The 21,305-nt window shown below is 52.0% G+C and carries 10 protein-coding genes and 1 pseudogene; all 11 read left to right on the top strand.

The window, feature by feature from the left end; translation table 11 throughout:
- Window positions 1-190: 190 nt before the first annotated feature.
- Complete coding sequence (locus DYH48_RS24045; protein WP_256613136.1) at window positions 191-325, top strand: hypothetical protein; 135 nt, start codon at window positions 191-193, stop codon at window positions 323-325.
- Window positions 283-543 (top strand): hypothetical protein, encoded by a 261-nt coding sequence (locus DYH48_RS23580; RefSeq protein WP_115336061.1) that lies wholly within the window; start codon window positions 283-285, stop codon window positions 541-543. Before DYH48_RS24045 ends, DYH48_RS23580 begins: the two co-directional genes overlap by 43 nt.
- An 84-nt stretch (window positions 544-627) precedes the next feature.
- Entirely contained in the window at window positions 628-804 is a 177-nt protein-coding gene (locus tag DYH48_RS23795) for a hypothetical protein (RefSeq protein WP_172481234.1), read from the top strand.
- The gene (locus tag DYH48_RS23790) at window positions 801-1,592 is read left to right on the top strand and encodes an Ig-like domain-containing protein (protein WP_172481233.1); all 792 of its coding nucleotides are present in this window, start codon (window positions 801-803) and stop codon (window positions 1,590-1,592) included. Before DYH48_RS23795 ends, DYH48_RS23790 begins: the two co-directional genes overlap by 4 nt.
- Window positions 1,593-1,606: 14 nt before the next feature.
- The gene (locus DYH48_RS23785) at window positions 1,607-1,783 is read left to right on the top strand and encodes a hypothetical protein (RefSeq protein ID WP_172481232.1); all 177 of its coding nucleotides are present in this window, start codon (window positions 1,607-1,609) and stop codon (window positions 1,781-1,783) included.
- 109 nt (window positions 1,784-1,892) lie between these two features.
- The gene (locus tag DYH48_RS23780; protein ID WP_172481231.1) at window positions 1,893-2,219 is read left to right on the top strand and encodes an Ig-like domain-containing protein; all 327 of its coding nucleotides are present in this window, start codon (window positions 1,893-1,895) and stop codon (window positions 2,217-2,219) included.
- 38 nt (window positions 2,220-2,257) lie between these two features.
- Entirely contained in the window at window positions 2,258-2,434 is a 177-nt protein-coding gene (locus DYH48_RS23775; RefSeq protein WP_172481230.1) for an Ig-like domain-containing protein, read from the top strand.
- Window positions 2,428-2,709, top strand: a pseudogene (locus DYH48_RS24185) (Ig-like domain-containing protein); the annotation flags it as partial. The gene DYH48_RS23775 and the pseudogene DYH48_RS24185, both read left to right, overlap by 7 nt.
- A 45-nt stretch (window positions 2,710-2,754) precedes the next feature.
- Window positions 2,755-17,646, top strand: a complete 14,892-nt coding sequence (locus DYH48_RS23570) for an Ig-like domain-containing protein (RefSeq protein ID WP_440591198.1) — start codon at window positions 2,755-2,757, stop codon at window positions 17,644-17,646.
- A gap of 91 nt (window positions 17,647-17,737) precedes the next feature.
- A complete protein-coding gene (locus DYH48_RS23565; protein ID WP_115336059.1) occupies window positions 17,738-19,915 on the top strand; it encodes a type I secretion system permease/ATPase in 2,178 nt (725 codons plus the stop codon).
- Entirely contained in the window at window positions 19,912-21,294 is a 1,383-nt protein-coding gene (locus DYH48_RS23560; RefSeq protein WP_006083434.1) for an HlyD family type I secretion periplasmic adaptor subunit, read from the top strand. Before DYH48_RS23565 ends, DYH48_RS23560 begins: the two co-directional genes overlap by 4 nt.
- Window positions 21,295-21,305 lie beyond the last annotated feature (11 nt).

The following is a 21,305-nucleotide window of genomic DNA, read 5'->3' as shown; positions in this document are numbered from 1 at the left end:
ACACCACTGCCAACGGCTTGGTATTGATGCCAGCGGTAACTGGAGCATCGACTTAACCGGCACCACCTTGGCCGATGGCACTTACCCTGTCAGCGCCACGGTCCACTGACCTGGCGGGCAAACAGCAAACCGTCACCCAGGACGTGGTGATTGATACCAAGAGATTGACCAAGATGGCGACGGCAACACCGTGGCGATCACCAGCATTACCGATGACACCGGCGCCTCGGGCAGCGACTTCATCACCAACGACAACACCTTAGTGTTCAACGGCACGTCGATTTGGGTGACAACAGCACCTTGGCCGTCACCATCAATGGCGTGATCTACACCACTGCCAACGGCTTGGTGATTGATGCCAGCGGTAACTGGAGCATCGACTTAACCGGCACCACCTTGGCGATGGCACTTACCCTGTCAGCGCCACGGTCACTGACCTGGCGGGCAACAGCAAAACCGTCACCCCAGGACGTGGTGATTGATACCAAGATTGACCAAGATGGCGACGGCAACACCGTGGCGATCACCAGCATTACCCGATGACACCGGCGCCTCGGGCAGCGACTTCATCACCAATGACAACACCTGATTTCAACGGTACCGGTCGATTTAGGTGACAACAGCACCTTGGCCGTCACCATCAATGGCGTGGTCTACACCACCGCCAACGGCTTGGTGATTGATGCCAGCGGTAACTGGAGCATCGACTTAACCGGCACCACCTTGGCCGATGGCACTTACCCTGTCAGCGCCACGGTCACTGACCTGCCGGCAACAGCAAAACCGTCACCCAGGACGTGGTGATTGATACCAAGATTGACCAAGATGGCGACGGCAACACCGTGGCGATCACCAGCATTACCGATGACACCGGCGCCTCGGGCAGCGACTTCATCACCAACGACAACACCCTGATTTTCAACGGTACCGTCGATTTAGGTGACAACAGCACCTTGGCCGTCACCATCAATGGCGTGGTCTACACCACTGCCAACGGCTTGGTGATTGATGCCAGCGGTAACTGGAGCATCGACTTAACCGGCACCACCTTGGCCGATGGCACTTACCCTGTCAGCGCCACGGTCACTGACCTGGCGGGCAACAGCAAAACCGTCACCCAGGACGTGGTGATTGATACCAAGATTGACCAAGATGGCGACGGCAACACCGTGGCGATCACCAGCATTACCGATGACACCGGCGCCTCGGGCAGCGACTTCATCACCAATGACAACACCTTAGTCTTCAACGGTACCGTCGATTTAGGTGACAACAGCACCTTGGCCGTCACCATCAATGGCGTGGTCTACACCACCGCCAACGGCTTGGTGATTGATGCCAGCGGTAACTGGAGCATCGACTTAACCGGCACCACCTTGGCCGATGGCACTTACCCTGTCAGCGCCACGGTCACCGACCTAGCCGGCAACAGCAAAACCGTCACCCAGGACGTGGTGATTGATACCAAGATTGACCAAGATGGCGACGGCAACACCGTGGCGATCACCAGCATTACCGATGACACCGGCGCCTCGGGCAGCGACTTCATCACCAACGACAACACCCTGATTTCAACGGTACCGTCGATTTAGGTGACAACAGCACCTTGGCCGTCACCATCAATGGCGTGGTCTACACCACTGCCAACGGCTTGGTGATTGATGCCAGCGGTAACTGGAGCATCGACTTAACCGGCACCACCTTGGCCGATGGCACTTACCCTGTCAGCGCCACCGTCACTGACTGGCGGGCAACAGCAAAACCGTCACCCAGGACGTGGTGATTGATACCAAGATTGACCAAGATGGCGACGGCAACACCGTGGCGATCACCAGCATTACCGATGACACCGGGCCTCCGGCAGCGACTTCATCACCAACGACAACACCTTAGTGTTCAACGGCACGGTCGATTTGGGTGACAACAGCACCTTGGCCGTCACCATCAATGGCGTGGTCTACACCACTGCCAACGGCTTGGTGATTGATGCCAGCGGTAACTGGAGCATCGACTTAACCGGCACCACCTTGGCCGATGGCACTTACCCTGTCAGCGCCACGGTCACTGACCTGGCGGGCAACAGCAAAACCGTCACCCAAGACGTGGTGATTGATACCAAGATTGACCAAGATGGCGACGGCAACACCGTGGCGATCACCAGCATTACCGATGACACCGGCGCCTCGGGCAGCGACTTCATCACCAATGACAACACCTGATTTTCAACGGTACCGTCGATTTAGGTGACAACAGCACCTTGGCCGTCACCATCAATGGCGTGGTCTACACCACTGCCAACGGCTTGGTGATTGATGCCAGCGGTAACTGGAGCATCGACTTAACCGGCACCACCTTGGCCGATGGCACTTACCCTGTCAGCGCCACGGTCACTGACCTGGCGGCAACAGCAAAACCGTCACCCAGGACGTGGTGATTGATACCAAGATTGACCAAGATGGCGACGGCAACACCGTGGCGATCACCAGCATTACCGATGACACCGGCGCCTCGGGCAGCGACTTCATCACCAATGACAACACCTTAGTCTTCAACGGTACCGTCGATTTAGGTGACAACAGCACCTTGGCCGTCACCATCAATGGCGTGGTCTACACCACCGCCAACGGCTTGGTGATTGATGCCAGCGGTAACTGGAGCATCGACTTAACCGGCACCACCTTGGCCGATGGCACTTACCCTGTCAGCGCCACGGTCACTGACCTGGCGGGCAACAGCAAAACCGTCACCCAGGACGTGGTGATTGATACCAAGATTGACCAAGATGGCGACGGCAACACCGTGGCGATCACCAGCATTACCGATGACACCGGCGCCTCGGGCAGCGACTTCATCACCAACGACAACACCTTAGTGTTCAACGGCACGGTCGATTTGGGTGACAACAGCACCTTGGCCGTCACCATCAATGGCGTGGTCTACACCACTGCCAACGGCTTGGTGATTGATGCCAGCGGTAACTGGAGCATCGACTTAACCGGCACCACCTTGGCCGATGGCACTTACCCTGTCAGCGCCACGGTCACTGACCTGGCGGGCAACAGCAAAACCGTCACCCAAGACGTGGTGATTGATACCAAGATTGACCAAGATGGCGACGGCAACACCGTGGCGATCACCAGCATTACCGATGACACCGGCGCCTCGGGCAGCGACTTCATCACCAACGACAACACCCTGATTTTCAACGGTACCGTCGATTTGGGTGACAACAGCACCTTGGCCGTCACCATCAATGGCGTGATCTACACCACTGCCAACGGCTTGGTGATTGATGCCAGCGGTAACTGGAGCATCGACTTAACCGGCACCACCTTGGCCGATGGCACTTACCCTGTCAGCGCCACCGTCACTGACCTGGCGGGCAACAGCAAGACCGTCACCCAGGACGTGGTGATTGATACCAAGATTGACCAAGATGGCGACGGCAACACCGTGGCGATCACCAGCATTACCGATGACACCGGCGCCTCGGGCAGCGACTTCATCACCAATGACAACACCTTAGTGTTCAACGGTACCGTCGATTTAGGTGACAACAGCACCTTGGCCGTCACCATCAATGGCGTGGTCTACACCACTGCCAACGGCTTGGTGATTGATGCCAGCGGTAACTGGAGCATCGACTTAACCGGCACCACCTTGGCCGATGGCACTTACCCTGTCAGCGCCACGGTCACTGACCTGGCGGGCAACAGCAAAACCGTCACCCAGGACGTGGTGATTGATACCAAGATTGACCAAGATGGCGACGGCAACACCGTGGCGATCACCAGCATTACCGATGACACCGGCGCCTCGGGCAGCGACTTCATCACCAACGACAACACCCTGATTTTCAACGGTACCGTCGATTTAGGTGACAACAGCACCTTGGCCGTCACCATCAATGGCGTGGTCTACACCACTGCCAACGGCTTGGTGATTGATGCCAGCGGTAACTGGAGCATCGACTTAACCGGCACCACCTTGGCCGATGGCACTTACCCTGTCAGCGCCACCGTCACTGACCTGGCCGGCAACAGCAAAACCGTCACCCAAGACGTGGTGATTGATACCAAGATTGACCAAGATGGCGACGGCAACACCGTGGCGATCACCAGCATTACCGATGACACCGGCGCCTCGGGCAGCGACTTCATCACCAATGACAACACCTTAGTCTTCAACGGTACCGTCGATTTGGGTGACAACAGCACCTTGGCCGTCACCATCAATGGCGTGGTCTACACCACTGCCAACGGCTTGGTGATTGATGCCAGCGGTAACTGGAGCATCGACTTAACCGGCACCACCTTGGCCGATGGCACTTACCCTGTCAGCGCCACGGTCACTGACCTGGCGGGCAACAGCAAAACCGTCACCCAAGACGTGGTGATTGATACCAAGATTGACCAAGATGGCGACGGCAACACCGTGGCGATCACCAGCATTACCGATGACACCGGCGCCTCGGGCAGCGACTTCATCACCAATGACAACACCTTAGTCTTCAACGGTACCGTCGATTTAGGTGACAACAGCACCTTGGCCGTCACCATCAATGGCGTGGTCTACACCACTGCCAACGGCTTGGTGATTGATGCCAGCGGTAACTGGAGCATCGACTTAACCGGCACCACCTTGGCCGATGGCACTTACCCTGTCAGCGCCACGGTCACCGACCTAGCCGGCAACAGCAAAACCGTCACCCAGGACGTGGTGATTGATACCAAGATTGACCAAGATGGCGACGGCAACACCGTGGCGATCACCAGCATTACCGATGACACCGGCGCCTCGGGCAGCGACTTCATCACCAATGACAACACCTTAGTGTTCAACGGCACGGTCGATTTGGGTGACAACAGCACCTTGGCCGTCACCATCAATGGCGTGGTCTACACCACTGCCAACGGCTTGGTGATTGATGCCAGCGGTAACTGGAGCATCGACTTAACCGGCACCACCTTGGCCGATGGCACTTACCCTGTCAGCGCCACGGTCACTGACCTGGCGGGCAACAGCAAAACCGTCACCCAGGACGTGGTGATTGATACCAAGATTGACCAAGATGGCGACGGCAACACCGTGGCGATCACCAGCATTACCGATGACACCGGCGCCTCGGGCAGCGACTTCATCACCAACGACAACACCCTGATTTTCAACGGTACCGTCGATTTAGGTGACAACAGCACCTTGGCCGTCACCATCAATGGCGTGGTCTACACCACTGCCAACGGCTTGGTGATTGATGCCAGCGGTAACTGGAGCATCGACTTAACCGGCACCACCTTGGCCGATGGCACTTACCCTGTCAGCGCCACCGTCACTGACCTGGCCGGCAACAGCAAAACCGTCACCCAAGACGTGGTGATTGATACCAAGATTGACCAAGATGGCGACGGCAACACCGTGGCGATCACCAGCATTACCGATGACACCGGCGCCTCGGGCAGCGACTTCATCACCAATGACAACACCTTAGTGTTCAACGGTACCGTCGATTTGGGTGACAACAGCACCTTGGCCGTCACCATCAATGGCGTGGTCTACACCACTGCCAACGGCTTGGTGATTGATGCCAGCGGTAACTGGAGCATCGACTTAACCGGCACCACCTTGGCCGATGGCACTTACCCTGTCAGCGCCACGGTCACTGACCTGGCGGGCAACAGCAAAACCGTCACCCAAGACGTGGTGATTGATACCAAGATTGACCAAGATGGCGACGGCAACACCGTGGCGATCACCAGCATTACCGATGACACCGGCGCCTCGGGCAGCGACTTCATCACCAACGACAACACCCTGATTTTCAACGGTACCGTCGATTTGGGTGACAACAGCACCTTGGCCGTCACCATCAATGGCGTGATCTACACCACTGCCAACGGCTTGGTGATTGATGCCAGCGGTAACTGGAGCATCGACTTAACCGGCACCACCTTGGCCGATGGCACTTACCCTGTCAGCGCCACCGTCACTGACCTGGCGGGCAACAGCAAGACCGTCACCCAGGACGTGGTGATTGATACCAAGATTGACCAAGATGGCGACGGCAACACCGTGGCGATCACCAGCATTACCGATGACACCGGCGCCTCGGGCAGCGACTTCATCACCAATGACAACACCTTAGTCTTCAACGGTACCGTCGATTTAGGTGACAACAGCACCTTGGCCGTCACCATCAATGGCGTGGTCTACACCACCGCCAACGGCTTGGTGATTGATGCCAGCGGTAACTGGAGCATCGACTTAACCGGCACCACCTTGGCCGATGGCACTTACCCTGTCAGCGCCACGGTCACCGACCTAGCCGGCAACAGCAAAACCGTCACCCAGGACGTGGTGATTGATACCAAGATTGACCAAGATGGCGACGGCAACACCGTGGCGATCACCAGCATTACCGATGACACCGGCGCCTCGGGCAGCGACTTCATCACCAACGACAACACCCTGATTTTCAACGGTACCGTCGATTTAGGTGACAACAGCACCTTGGCCGTCACCATCAATGGCGTGGTCTACACCACTGCCAACGGCTTGGTGATTGATGCCAGCGGTAACTGGAGCATCGACTTAACCGGCACCACCTTGGCCGATGGCACTTACCCTGTCAGCGCCACGGTCACTGACCTGGCGGGCAACAGCAAAACCGTCACCCAGGACGTGGTGATTGATACCAAGATTGACCAAGATGGCGACGGCAACACCGTGGCGATCACCAGCATTACCGATGACACCGGCGCCTCGGGCAGCGACTTCATCACCAATGACAACACCTTAGTCTTCAACGGTACCGTCGATTTAGGTGACAACAGCACCTTGGCCGTCACCATCAATGGCGTGGTCTACACCACCGCCAACGGCTTGGTGATTGATGCCAGCGGTAACTGGAGCATCGACTTAACCGGCACCACCTTGGCCGATGGCACTTACCCTGTCAGCGCCACGGTCACCGACCTAGCCGGCAACAGCAAAACCGTCACCCAGGACGTGGTGATTGATACCAAGATTGACCAAGATGGCGACGGCAACACCGTGGCGATCACCAGCATTACCGATGACACCGGCGCCTCGGGCAGCGACTTCATCACCAACGACAACACCCTGATTTTCAACGGTACCGTCGATTTAGGTGACAACAGCACCTTGGCCGTCACCATCAATGGCGTGGTCTACACCACTGCCAACGGCTTGGTGATTGATGCCAGCGGTAACTGGAGCATCGACTTAACCGGCACCACCTTGGCCGATGGCACTTACCCTGTCAGCGCCACCGTCACTGACTTGGCGGGCAACAGCAAAACCGTCACCCAGGACGTGGTGATTGATACCAAGATTGACCAAGATGGCGACGGCAACACCGTGGCGATCACCAGCATTACCGATGACACCGGTGCCTCCGGCAGCGACTTCATCACCAACGACAACACCTTAGTGTTCAACGGCACGGTCGATTTGGGTGACAACAGCACCTTGGCCGTCACCATCAATGGCGTGGTCTACACCACTGCCAACGGCTTGGTGATTGATGCCAGCGGTAACTGGAGCATCGACTTAACCGGCACCACCTTGGCCGATGGCACTTACCCTGTCAGCGCCACGGTCACTGACCTGGCGGGCAACAGCAAAACCGTCACCCAAGACGTGGTGATTGATACCAAGATTGACCAAGATGGCGACGGCAACACCGTGGCGATCACCAGCATTACCGATGACACCGGCGCCTCGGGCAGCGACTTCATCACCAATGACAACACCCTGATTTTCAACGGTACCGTCGATTTAGGTGACAACAGCACCTTGGCCGTCACCATCAATGGCGTGGTCTACACCACTGCCAACGGCTTGGTGATTGATGCCAGCGGTAACTGGAGCATCGACTTAACCGGCACCACCTTGGCCGATGGCACTTACCCTGTCAGCGCCACGGTCACTGACCTGGCCGGCAACAGCAAAACCGTTACCCAGGACGTGGTGATTGATACCAAGATTGACCAAGATGGCGACGGCAACACCGTGGCGATCACCAGCATTACCGATGACACCGGCGCCTCGGGCAGCGACTTCATCACCAATGACAACACCTTAGTCTTCAACGGTACCGTCGATTTAGGTGACAACAGCACCTTGGCCGTCACCATCAATGGCGTGGTCTACACCACCGCCAACGGCTTGGTGATTGATGCCAGCGGTAACTGGAGCATCGACTTAACCGGCACCACCTTGGCCGATGGCACTTACCCTGTCAGCGCCACGGTCACTGACCTGGCGGGCAACAGCAAAACCGTCACCCAGGACGTGGTGATTGATACCAAGATTGACCAAGATGGCGACGGCAACACCGTGGCGATCACCAGCATTACCGATGACACCGGCGCCTCGGGCAGCGACTTCATCACCAACGACAACACCCTGATTTTCAACGGTACCGTCGATTTAGGTGACAACAGCACCTTGGCCGTCACCATCAATGGCGTGGTCTACACCACTGCCAACGGCTTGGTGATTGATGCCAGCGGTAACTGGAGCATCGACTTAACCGGCACCACCTTGGCCGATGGCACTTACCCTGTCAGCGCCACGGTCACCGACCTAGCCGGCAACAGCAAAACCGTCACCCAGGACGTGGTGATTGATACCAAGATTGACCAAGATGGCGACGGCAACACCGTGGCGATCACCAGCATTACCGATGACACCGGCGCCTCGGGCAGCGACTTCATCACCAACGACAACACCCTGATTTTCAACGGTACCGTCGATTTAGGTGACAACAGCACCTTGGCCGTCACCATCAATGGCGTGGTCTACACCACTGCCAACGGCTTGGTGATTGATGCCAGCGGTAACTGGAGCATCGACTTAACCGGCACCACCTTGGCCGATGGCACTTACCCTGTCAGCGCCACGGTCACTGACCTGGCGGGCAACAGCAAAACCGTCACCCAGGACGTGGTGATTGATACCAAGATTGACCAAGATGGCGACGGCAACACCGTGGCGATCACCAGCATTACCGATGACACCGGCGCCTCGGGCAGCGACTTCATCACCAACGACAACACCTTAGTCTTCAACGGCACGGTCGATTTGGGTGACAACAGCACCTTGGCCGTCACCATCAATGGCGTGGTCTACACCACTGCCAACGGCTTGGTGATTGATGCCAGCGGTAACTGGAGCATCGACTTAACCGGCACCACCTTGGCCGATGGCACTTACCCTGTCAGCGCCACGGTCACTGACCTGGCGGGCAACAGCAAAACCGTCACCCAGGACGTGGTGATTGATACCAAGATTGACCAAGATGGCGACGGCAACACCGTGGCGATCACCAGCATTACCGATGACACCGGCGCCTCGGGCAGCGACTTCATCACCAACGACAACACCCTGATTTTCAACGGTACCGTCGATTTAGGTGACAACAGCACCTTGGCCGTCACCATCAATGGCGTGGTCTACACCACTGCCAACGGCTTGGTGATTGATGCCAGCGGTAACTGGAGCATCGACTTAACCGGCACCACCTTGGCCGATGGCACTTACCCTGTCAGCGCCACGGTCACTGACCTGGCGGGCAACAGCAAAACCGTCACCCAGGACGTGGTGATTGATACCAAGATTGACCAAGATGGCGACGGCAACACCGTGGCGATCACCAGCATTACCGATGACACCGGCGCCTCGGGCAGCGACTTCATCACCAACGACAACACCCTGATTTTCAACGGTACCGTCGATTTAGGTGACAACAGCACCTTGGCCGTCACCATCAATGGCGTGATCTACACCACTGCCAACGGCTTGGTGATTGATGCCAGCGGTAACTGGAGCATCGACTTAACCGGCACCACCTTGGCCGATGGCACTTACCCTGTCAGCGCCACCGTCACTGACCTGGCCGGCAACAGCAAAACCGTCACCCAAGACGTGGTGATTGATACCAAGATTGACCAAGATGGCGACGGCAACACCGTGGCGATCACCAGCATTACCGATGACACCGGCGCCTCGGGCAGCGACTTCATCACCAATGACAACACCTTAGTCTTCAACGGTACCGTCGATTTGGGTGACAACAGCACCTTGGCCGTCACCATCAATGGCGTGGTCTACACCACTGCCAACGGCTTGGTGATTGATGCCAGCGGTAACTGGAGCATCGACTTAACCGGCACCACCTTGGCCGATGGCACTTACCCTGTCAGCGCCACGGTCACTGACCTGGCGGGCAACAGCAAAACCGTCACCCAAGACGTGGTGATTGATACCAAGATTGACCAAGATGGCGACGGCAACACCGTGGCGATCACCAGCATTACCGATGACACCGGCGCCTCGGGCAGCGACTTCATCACCAATGACAACACCTTAGTCTTCAACGGTACCGTCGATTTAGGTGACAACAGCACCTTGGCCGTCACCATCAATGGCGTGGTCTACACCACCGCCAACGGCTTGGTGATTGATGCCAGCGGTAACTGGAGCATCGACTTAACCGGCACCACCTTGGCCGATGGCACTTACCCTGTCAGCGCCACGGTCACCGACCTAGCCGGCAACAGCAAAACCGTCACCCAGGACGTGGTGATTGATACCAAGATTGACCAAGATGGCGACGGCAACACCGTGGCGATCACCAGCATTACCGATGACACCGGCGCCTCGGGCAGCGACTTCATCACCAACGACAACACCCTGATTTTCAACGGTACCGTCGATTTAGGTGACAACAGCACCTTGGCCGTCACCATCAATGGCGTGGTCTACACCACTGCCAACGGCTTGGTGATTGATGCCAGCGGTAACTGGAGCATCGACTTAACCGGCACCACCTTGGCCGATGGCACTTACCCTGTCAGCGCCACGGTCACTGACCTGGCGGGCAACAGCAAAACCGTCACCCAGGACGTGGTGATTGATACCAAGATTGACCAAGATGGCGACGGCAACACCGTGGCGATCACCAGCATTACCGATGACACCGGTGCCTCGGGCAGCGACTTCATCACCAACGACAACACCTTAGTGTTCAACGGCACGGTCGATTTGGGTGACAACAGCACCTTGGCCGTCACCATCAATGGCGTGGTCTACACCACTGCCAACGGCTTGGTGATTGATGCCAGCGGTAACTGGAGCATCGACTTAACCGGCACCACCTTGGCCGATGGCACTTACCCTGTCAGCGCCACGGTCACTGACCTGGCGGGCAACAGCAAAACCGTCACCCAAGACGTGGTGATTGATACCAAGATTGACCAAGATGGCGACGGCAACACCGTGGCGATCACCAGCATTACCGATGACACCGGCGCCTCGGGCAGCGACTTCATCACCAACGACAACACCTTAGTGTTCAACGGCACGGTCGATTTGGGTGACAACAGCACCTTGGCCGTCACCATCAATGGCGTGGTCTACACCACTGCCAACGGCTTGGTGATTGATGCCAGCGGTAACTGGAGCATCGACTTAACCGGCACCACCTTGGCCGATGGCACTTACCCTGTCAGCGCCACGGTCACTGACCTGGCGGGCAACAGCAAAACCGTCACCCAGGACGTGGTGATTGATACCAAGATTGACCAAGATGGCGACGGCAACACCGTGGCGATCACCAGCATTACCGATGACACCGGCGCCTCGGGCAGCGACTTCATCACCAACGACAACACCTTAGTGTTCAACGGCACGGTCGATTTGGGTGACAACAGCACCTTGGCCGTCACCATCAATGGCGTGGTCTACACCACTGCCAACGGCTTGGTGATTGATGCCAGCGGTAACTGGAGCATCGACTTAACCGGCACCACCTTGGCCGATGGCACTTACCCTGTCAGCGCCACGGTCACTGACCTGGCGGGCAACAGCAAAACCGTCACCCAGGACGTGGTGATTGATACCAAGATTGACCAAGATGGCGACGGCAACACCGTGGCGATCACCAGCATTACCGATGACACCGGCGCCTCGGGCAGCGACTTCATCACCAACGACAACACCTTAGTGTTCAACGGCACGGTCGATTTGGGTGACAACAGCACCTTGGCCGTCACCATCAATGGCGTGGTCTACACCACTGCCAACGGCTTGGTGATTGATGCCAGCGGTAACTGGAGCATCGACTTAACCGGCACCACCTTGGCCGATGGCACTTACCCTGTCAGCGCCACGGTCACTGACCTGGCGGGCAACAGCAAAACCGTCACCCAGGACGTGGTGATTGATACTACCGCCCCAGCGGTCAGCATCAGCATCACCGAAGACACCAACAATGACGGCCTGCTCAGTAGTGCTGAGCTCGACGGGCAAGTAAACTACGTCGTTACCCTCGGCGCCGGCACTGCCCTGGGCGATACCTTAGTGATTGTCGATCAAGACGGGAGCGAGCTGTTTAACGGCCCTGTCACCCAAGCCATGCTCGACAGCGGTCTGGCGCTGGCAGTGAATGCTCCAGCAGACGGAGCTACCCTAACCCTAACGGCCACTGTCACCGACCCTGCGGGCAACAGCTATTCCGCCCACGACAGTGTCACGATTGATACCACCGCCCCTAATCCTCCAACAGTATTAATCGTTGATGACGGTATACCTGGTGATGGTGTACTTACTCAATCTGAGATTAGTAATAATGGTGCTGGTGTTCAGATCGAAGTTAATATTGATGCCACTGACTTTTTAGCTGGAGGGCATGTTAATTTAACGATCAATAACAGTGCAGTCATAACCTCAATTGAGCTTAAAATAGTCGATGTTGGTAACGGGGTTATCGAACTACAATTTGCTGATGGCACTCCCGCAACAAACTTCAGCTACAGTAATGGTATCATTAGCTGGACAGAGTCAACCCCTGAAGCAGGTCAAGATATTACAATCTATGCGACCCAAACGGATGCGGCGGGCAACACTTCAAGTCAGGGCTCAGATACTGCAACGGTCAATTCAGTACCAACGATTAACGTACTTAATAACGTAATTGTTTCAGAGGAAGGTTTGCCCCTAGGTCTACCTGATAGCACTGGAGATACCGATTCGACTAATAGTCCTGACGCCTCTGGGACAGTAAGCATACAAGATAGTAATAATGATAATCTGACCGTTTCACTTTCTGGCCCATCAGGATTATTCTCTGGTGGCCAAGCAATTCAATGGAGTTGGGACCCTGTCACGCAAACTTTAACGGGTTATATTGGTACTGCAGGTGAGGCTTCATATACCGAAATTATGACTGCAACACTGACGCCACCGGTTAATGGTAGTTCAGGAAATTGGACCTATGATGTCACGCTTAAAGGTCCCGTCGATCATCCAGATACTGAGACTGAAGACACCTTGTCAGTCAATATCGGTATCAATGTTGATGATGGTCATGGTGGAACATCAACTGGAAGTTTCAATGTCACCATTGAAGATGATGCTCCAGTCATATCACCAATTGCAGCCGTGCAAACTACAACGACAAGTATTCCTGATTCATTGGTGGGTTCATTCTCACTCACTGGTTACAGCGGCAACAGTAATTCATTAGATTTCAATGGGTTTACTATCAGTGCAAGAGGATTCACTTCGTCAACTAACTCAAATTTAATTGATGCCGCAATCTTTGGTAGTAGTAGTGGGATAGGTGTTAGTAGCGCTGGTGCTCCTTATCATAATCTCGCGAACGAAGTCGATTTCCGTAAATTTGCAGATGGAAGTTCTGCATCTGAAGAAATCATCATTACTCTCGATCCTGGAACTATTGCCTACGGCGTAAATATCCAGTTTTCCCACATGTTTGGTGGCGAACTAGAAGTCGGTGTCGTCGAGTTTTGGCGAGATGGCCAACTTATCGCAACTCAAACATTTAGCTCAGATGCCAGCAGTGGCGACTATGCCGCCAACTTCCAAGCCTTACAAGGCGGTTTTGACACTATGGTCATCAAAGCCCTTGATAATGGCCAGGGCCCAAGTAGCGGTGATAATAGTGACTTCACTGTTACCGCTATTGAGTTTTTAGGCGCAACTACTCCACCAGCAATCGCCTTTGCTTCAGGAACAGTTAGCCCTGATTGGGGCGCAGATGGTAAAGGTTCGCTCACATTACAAGGTAGTGATGAAACCAATTTATTCACGGCAACAGGCAGTGCAATTACCATAACCCAAACGGCAAATACACTGATTGGGGTCGATGCAGCTGGTCACTTGGTATTCAAACTGGAGTTCACCCCAGGTACTGGTCAATGGGACTTCCATCAATATCAAGAGATGTTACAACCTAGCGATGGTGATATTGATTTCAAAGTAAGAGCCACTGATGGAGATGGCGATCATACAGATGGTACTTTCTCTGTTATTCCACAAGTTTATGTTGATACAACGCCACCTTCTGCACCTGAAGTACGCATCATAGATGATGTAAATGATGACGCGTATTTGACGAGTACTGAGATAGGTAGTAATGGCGTTCAAATACAGGTCAAAATTAATGCTAGTGACTTTAATACTGGCGGCAGTGTACATCTAGAAATCGATAATGCAGGTAATAGCAGTACAGTAGACCTCATTCTTGACAATGGCGTACTGAAATTTAGTAATGGTGCTCTAGCAACAGGTTACACCTATACAAATGGTGTTATTACTTGGACAGAGCCTACTCCGACTGCAGGTCAGGCAATCTCAGTCACCGCAACTCAAACTGATAGTGCTAATAATGAATCAGCTGAAGGCACGGATAATGCTACTGTTATTGATGCGACTGACGATCGCTATACCATCGACGAAGATCAACAGCTAACGGGTAATGTTCTTACCAATGATCAACTCGGCAATCTGAGCATCACTAGCTTCAGAGTCATGTATAACGGTATGCAAACCAGTTTTAACGCTGGGCAAACCGTTACCTTGGCCGTGGGTAGCTTATTAATACAAGCTAATGGTGAATTCCAGTTTACTCCAAATGATAACTGGGCAGGCGAAATGCCAAGTGTCACCTACACAACAAATACTGGTTCCACAGCAGCACTTGATATCACTGTTTTACCTATAGCAGATAAGCCTGTCGTTAACGTTATTCTGACTGATAATGGCATACCGCTATACAGTAACTTTAAGACTTCAGGCATCACTACCGAACAGTTCCGTACGGGCGATTTCACTACCGCACCATTTAATACTGGTACGCGTACTATTGATAATACTTCCGGACAAGATCAGTTGCTCGGTACTGGGGGGAACGATCATCTTGTCAGCGCAAATGGCGGCGGTGATCTACTTTACGGTATGGATGGTGATGACATACTCGTCGGCAGTGATGCCGTTCAAGGTGACTCTCTCTATGGCGGAACAGGAAATGATGTTCTTGTTGCTGGTCTAGGTAATGACGGGCTCTACGGTGGTGCAGGAACAGATATCGCCGTACTTCTTGGCAACCGAGCCGACTACATAATAGAGAAAAGTACTGGCTACTCTAGTAATGATCGTTGGTTCAACTTCTTTGTAACTGAAAATGGTATCGGTGTCACTAAGGCCCTGCATGATATTGAGTATGTGCAATTCAAGGATGGCATATACGCGATCAATCAAATCACAGGTGAACTCACATTAGAACAGCCTACAGCTGTAGACTATCCAATCGAAATTAATGTGTCACTTGCGGATCGAGACGGTAGCGAAAGCATCGATAGCATTCAGCTCAGTGGTTTACCCGAAGGCACCTTACTCTACAGTAGTAACGGTACATTGATGGGAACTGCAGATGCAGACGGTAATATTCTTCTAAATCATGGCAGCGTATGGAACAGTGCATCTTTAGATGTCAATCTGACAGGATTAACATTAAGGGTTCCTGGTGAATATGCAGGTCAAGTCAACCTCGTTGTCGAAGCAGTATCAAGAGAGTCAGGTACAGACCTGACCAATACTGCAACAGATGCAGATAGCGTCATTCTTAGCTACTTCAGTGGTCATGAAGGAGAGCCTGGCGATCAAAATCTTAACTTTGGTAATGAGCACAACATTGTGGTCGGCGATTTAGACGGTAGCGTTATTTTGCCAGGTCAAAACTACAATATCGCCTTTATGGTCGATAGTTCTGGCAGTATTGGAAGCACGGCGCTCAATAGCATGACAGCGCAACTTGAACAGGTGTTTACGACACTGAAAAACAGCGCTACCGCTGAAGGCAGCGGCACTGTAAATGTGTTCTTGGTTGACTTTGATGGCATTTCTAAAGGTTGGGTTTCTGTCGATATGAAAGACCCCAATGCCCTGTCGATACTGGAAGATGCATTGGACGACATGCGTTCAGGTGGAAACACCAACTACGAAGATGTATTTAAAACGACCGCCAACTGGTTCTCTGGCATCAGCGGTAACAGTGCCACAAATCTGGCTTACTTTATTACCGATGGCCAAGCTAATGAGTACAACTACAATGAGGGCCAAAACCCTGAGGTTTATAACCCACGCGGAGCAAACAACAGTATTTACCTATCCAGTATCATCCAAAACGGTTATGTATTTGGCAATATATATAGCCAGGATGGACGTACGATCATCAACCAGTACGGTGAAGTATTAAAATGGACCCAAAATAGCAATAATAGTTGGAGCTCAAGTTCAGTTGGCTTTATGCGCCCAGATGGTAATGGAGGTTTCCAATTTGCCAACTTGGGTACAAACGGCACCGGAACGAATGCGAATTCCCAGCAAGGATTTGCTTTCCTATCAACGCTAGGAGTGATTGTTCAGGCCATTGGGATAGGCCCATCACTGGATAGTGAAGATCTTAAGCCATTTGACTCTGACGGTAATGTTCTGACTAACATCAACGCTGAGGATTTAGCCGATGCGATCATTGGTACTCCAATTACCCAACTGCCAGGATCTGATACCATCAACGGTGGTAACGGCGACGATATACTCTTTGGTGATGCCATCAACTTTAACGGTATCAGTGGCCAAGGTTATGTTGCCATCAAAGATTATGTTGCTGATCAGCTAGGGATAGCTGCAGTAACCGATGCCCAAGTACATAGATATATTACTGAGCATGCATCTGATTTTGACCAATCTGGTGCCAGCGATAAGGCAGATGTTCTTATCGGCGGACAAGGTAATGACATACTTTATGGGCAAGGTGGGAATGATCAGCTTTACGGCGGTAATGGTAATGATCTTATATTTGGTGGTGCTGGTAACGATACTATTATTGGGGGCCTAGGAAACGATAAACTAACGGGTGGGACTGGTGCTGATACTTTCGTCTGGCAGGCTGGCGAGTCAGGAACAGACCATATCACTGACTTTAATATCCATGAAGATAAATTGGATTTACGCGATCTACTTCAAGGTGAAAATACCAACACGCTAGACAGCTATTTGAATTTCAGCCTTAACAGTAGTGGCTCTACAGTGATCGATATTGATGCCAATCAAGACGGTGTCTTTGAACAACATATCATCCTTGATGGTGTTAATTTGTTCGACGAATATGGCAGCACTAACGATGCTGGTATAATTAATGGCTTACTGGGTAGTAATAATGATGGTCCGCTAATCATTGACTCTCAGCCTGTCACACCAGAACCTGTACAAGGAATCGCACCACTGGATACTAATCCACACCATAATATTATTCCTTAAATAAAATCAGTTCAGATGGCCTATAGAAATATAGGCCATCATGACCGATACTTGCCATAACCATATAAAAATCCAAAGGATAAGTAATTAGGTGTCAGCTGCAGCTTCTGAAAAAATTGACCAATGGACCATTTCAGCCTCGCAAAGAGTCTTAGTGGACCCGCTGCTGGATTGTTTAGTGTTACTCACTGAGCATTTTGGCAACCCGTGCTCGAGCGACTCGCTTGCGGCAGGTTTACCTTTGTCAGGTGCGGTATTAACACCCGATTTATTGCCTCAGGCCGCATCGAGAGCTGGCCTAGCGGCGAAGTTATCCCGAAAAGGCTTAAACGAAGTATCACCGATATTGCTTCCCTGTATTTTGTTATTAAAAAACAAGAAAGCCTGCATATTGCGTGAACTTGATGTTGAGTCCGATAAAGCGATTATTCAATTACCTGAGACGGGTGGTGAAGAGACGCTGACAATTGAGTCGCTCGAAGCCTTATATGTGGGATATTTATTCTTAGTTAAACAAGAATACCGTGGTGACATGGGCTTTGATGTTTATCTACACGATAATAAAACCCACTGGCTAGTCCAAACCTTAAAAGATTCTGCACCCATTTATCGCGATGCATTAATCGCTTCTGTATTAGTGAATTTGTTCGCCTTAGTTTCACCTTTATTTATCATGAATGTGTATGACAAAGTCGTGCCCAATCTTGCCTTTGAATCCCTGTGGGTGTTAGCGATTGGCGCTTCTATTGCTTATCTGTTTGATCTTGTCATGCGGCAGCTCAGAAGCTACCTGATTGATGTAGCAGGTAAAAAAGTAGACATCATAGTATCTTCTCGCCTCTTCGCAAAAGCGATTGGTATCCCCTTAGAAAAACGCTCCCCCAGTATTGGCGGTATGGCAAAACAATTAGGCGAATTCGATAACATCCGTGAAATTTTAACCTCGGCGACGATCACAACCTTAGTCGATCTGCCCTTTGCGGTATTTTTCTTAATTATTATCTACATCGTTGCTGGCGATCTCGCCATTGTTCCAGTGATCGGTGGCGCCATCATTATTGGCTTTACGCTTTATATTCAACCTAAACTCAAAGCCGCTATCGAAGAAGGCAATAAATTTTCAAGCCTGAAACATGGGCATTTAATTGAGAGTTTATCGGCACTAGAGTCAATCAAAGCCAATGGGGCCGAAGGGATAGTACAAAAAAGCTGGCAACAAATGATAGGCCACAGTGCCAACTGGCAATTAAGGTCAAAAAAGCTCTCCAACTCTGTCTCGAACGTGGCTAACTTCACAGTGCAATTTACCGTTGTTTGTGTGGTGATTTTGGGCGTTTATCGCGTGGCCGATAATGCGATATCGATGGGCGGAATTATTGCAGCCGTTATGTTATCAAGCCGTGCTATTTCACCTATGGCGCAGCTTGCAGGCCTGATGACCAGAGCAAATCACACTGCCAGCGCACTGCGTCAGCTTAATGAAATTATGACTCAAGAAGATGAGTTTGAAAATAAAGGGCATTTGGTTAGCAAACAAAGGCTAATAGGCAAAATCAATGCTGATCATGTCGGTTTTGGTTACCCAGGTTCAGAAAAACCTGTACTTCATCCTATGTCATTGACGATTAATCCCGGCGAGCGTATTGCGATTATTGGCCGCAATGGTTCAGGTAAAAGTACCCTTGCTAAGCTATTGGTTGGACTATTTCAACCGACAGCAGGAAGCCTGCGTTATGACGGTTTAGACTCGGCACAAATCCATCCGAGTGATTTACGCCGTAACTTTGGCTACTTGCCCCAAGATGTCACCCTGTTCCACGGTTCGATTCGCGACAATATTTTATTTGGTACCCGCCAAGTCACTGAACACCAGCTAATCCGTGCCGTGCAACTTTCTGGGGTGAGTCAATTTACCAACCTAGAAGCAGAAGGGTTAGACCAACAGGTCGGTGAAGGTGGTATGTCACTCAGTCGCGGACAAAGGCAAACCGTTGCCCTTGCCCGCGCCACACTCAATGATCCACCAGTGCTACTGATGGATGAGCCCACCGCCAGCTTGGATGCGCGCGCAGAACAACAATTTATTCGCTCAATGCAGAATGTCAGCAAAGACAGAACCTTGATTCTTATTACCCATAAGATGCATCTACTGCAGCTTGTTGACCGTATTATCGTACTCGAGCGCGGCCATGTGGTCGCCGATGGTCCCAAGGCAGAAGTGTTAGAAAAACTCAATTTTGGCCTCGTGAATGGAGAAGCTAAAAGATGAGTAAAAATTTAACCGCAAATGACTTAGACATGGTTGATGATGTCTACGGCGCCATGATGACGGACGCTCCCAGCGGACACAGGTTAATCATATGGGCACTTGCAGCTATGGTTGTGTGTTTTTTACTGTGGGCAGGTTTTGCTAAATTAGACAAGGTCACCACTGGGACAGGTAAAGTCATCCCCTCATCACAAGTCCAAGTCATCCAGAGTTTAGATGGCGGCATAATGCAAGAGCTCTACGTTCAGGAAGGTGAAATGGTGACTAAAGGGCAACCTTTAGTGCGTATTGATGATACCCGCTTCCGCTCCGACTATGCTCAACAAGAGCAAGAAGTTTTTGGCTTAAAAACCAATGCTATTCGTATGCGCGCCGAACTCGACAGCATTCTCATATCAGACATGACTTCTGACTGGCGCGAGCAAGTACTCATTACTAAAAAAGCATTGGTATTCCCGGAGAATATTATTGCAGCGGAACCGGCATTAGTTAAAAGACAACAAGAGGAATACAACGGACGCTTAGATAACTTAAGTAACCAGCTTGAAATCCTGGTCCGTCAAATTCAACAAAGACAACAAGAAATTGATGATCTCGCGTCTAAAACAACGACATTAACCACCAGTATGCAGCTGATCTCCCGTGAGCTTGAACTCACTCGGCCTTTAGCTAAAAAAGGTATCGTGCCTGAAGTTGAACTGCTCAAGCTCGAACGCACAGTGAACGATTTGCAAGGCGAATTGAATTCAATGCGCCTACTGCGCCCGAAAGTCAAAGCGGCGATGGATGAAGCCATCTTAAAACGCCGTGAAGCCGTATTCGTTTATGCCGCCGATCTACGCGCACAGCTTAATGAAACCCAAACCCGCCTGTCTCGCATGAATGAAGCACAAGTGGGCGCACAGGATAAAGTCAGCAAAGCCATTATCACCTCACCAGTCAATGGCACCATTAAAACCACTCACATCAATACACTAGGCGGCGTTGTGCAACCTGGAGTCGATATTATCGAGATAGTGCCATCGGAAGATCAGTTACTGATTGAAACCAAAATCTTGCCTAAAGATATCGCCTTCTTACACCCAGGATTACCCGCAGTGGTAAAGATTACCGCCTATGACTTTACTCGCTATGGCGGCCTTAAAGGGACAGTTGAACATATCAGTGCCGACACATCCCAAGATGAAGAAGGCAATAGCTATTATCTCATTCGAGTCAGAACCGCAGAATCCAGTTTAACCAAAAACGATGGCACACAGATGCCAATTATCCCGGGAATGTTGACTTCGGTTGACGTTATCACGGGGCAAAGATCCATACTTGAGTACATTTTAAATCCAATTTTAAGGGCTAAGGACACAGCGCTAAGAGAGCACTAAGCCTTTTTTTA

This window comes from Shewanella baltica (assembly GCF_900456975.1).
GTDB lineage: Bacteria > Pseudomonadota > Gammaproteobacteria > Enterobacterales > Shewanellaceae > Shewanella > Shewanella baltica.
This window is presented reverse-complemented; position numbering and strand designations above follow the sequence as displayed.

What these genes read in the sequence shown, in the direction of transcription:
- DYH48_RS23560 (WP_006083434.1), top strand. Translation starts at nt 19,912, where the DNA reads ATGAGTAAAAATTTAACCGCAAATGACTTAGACATGGTTGATGATGTC.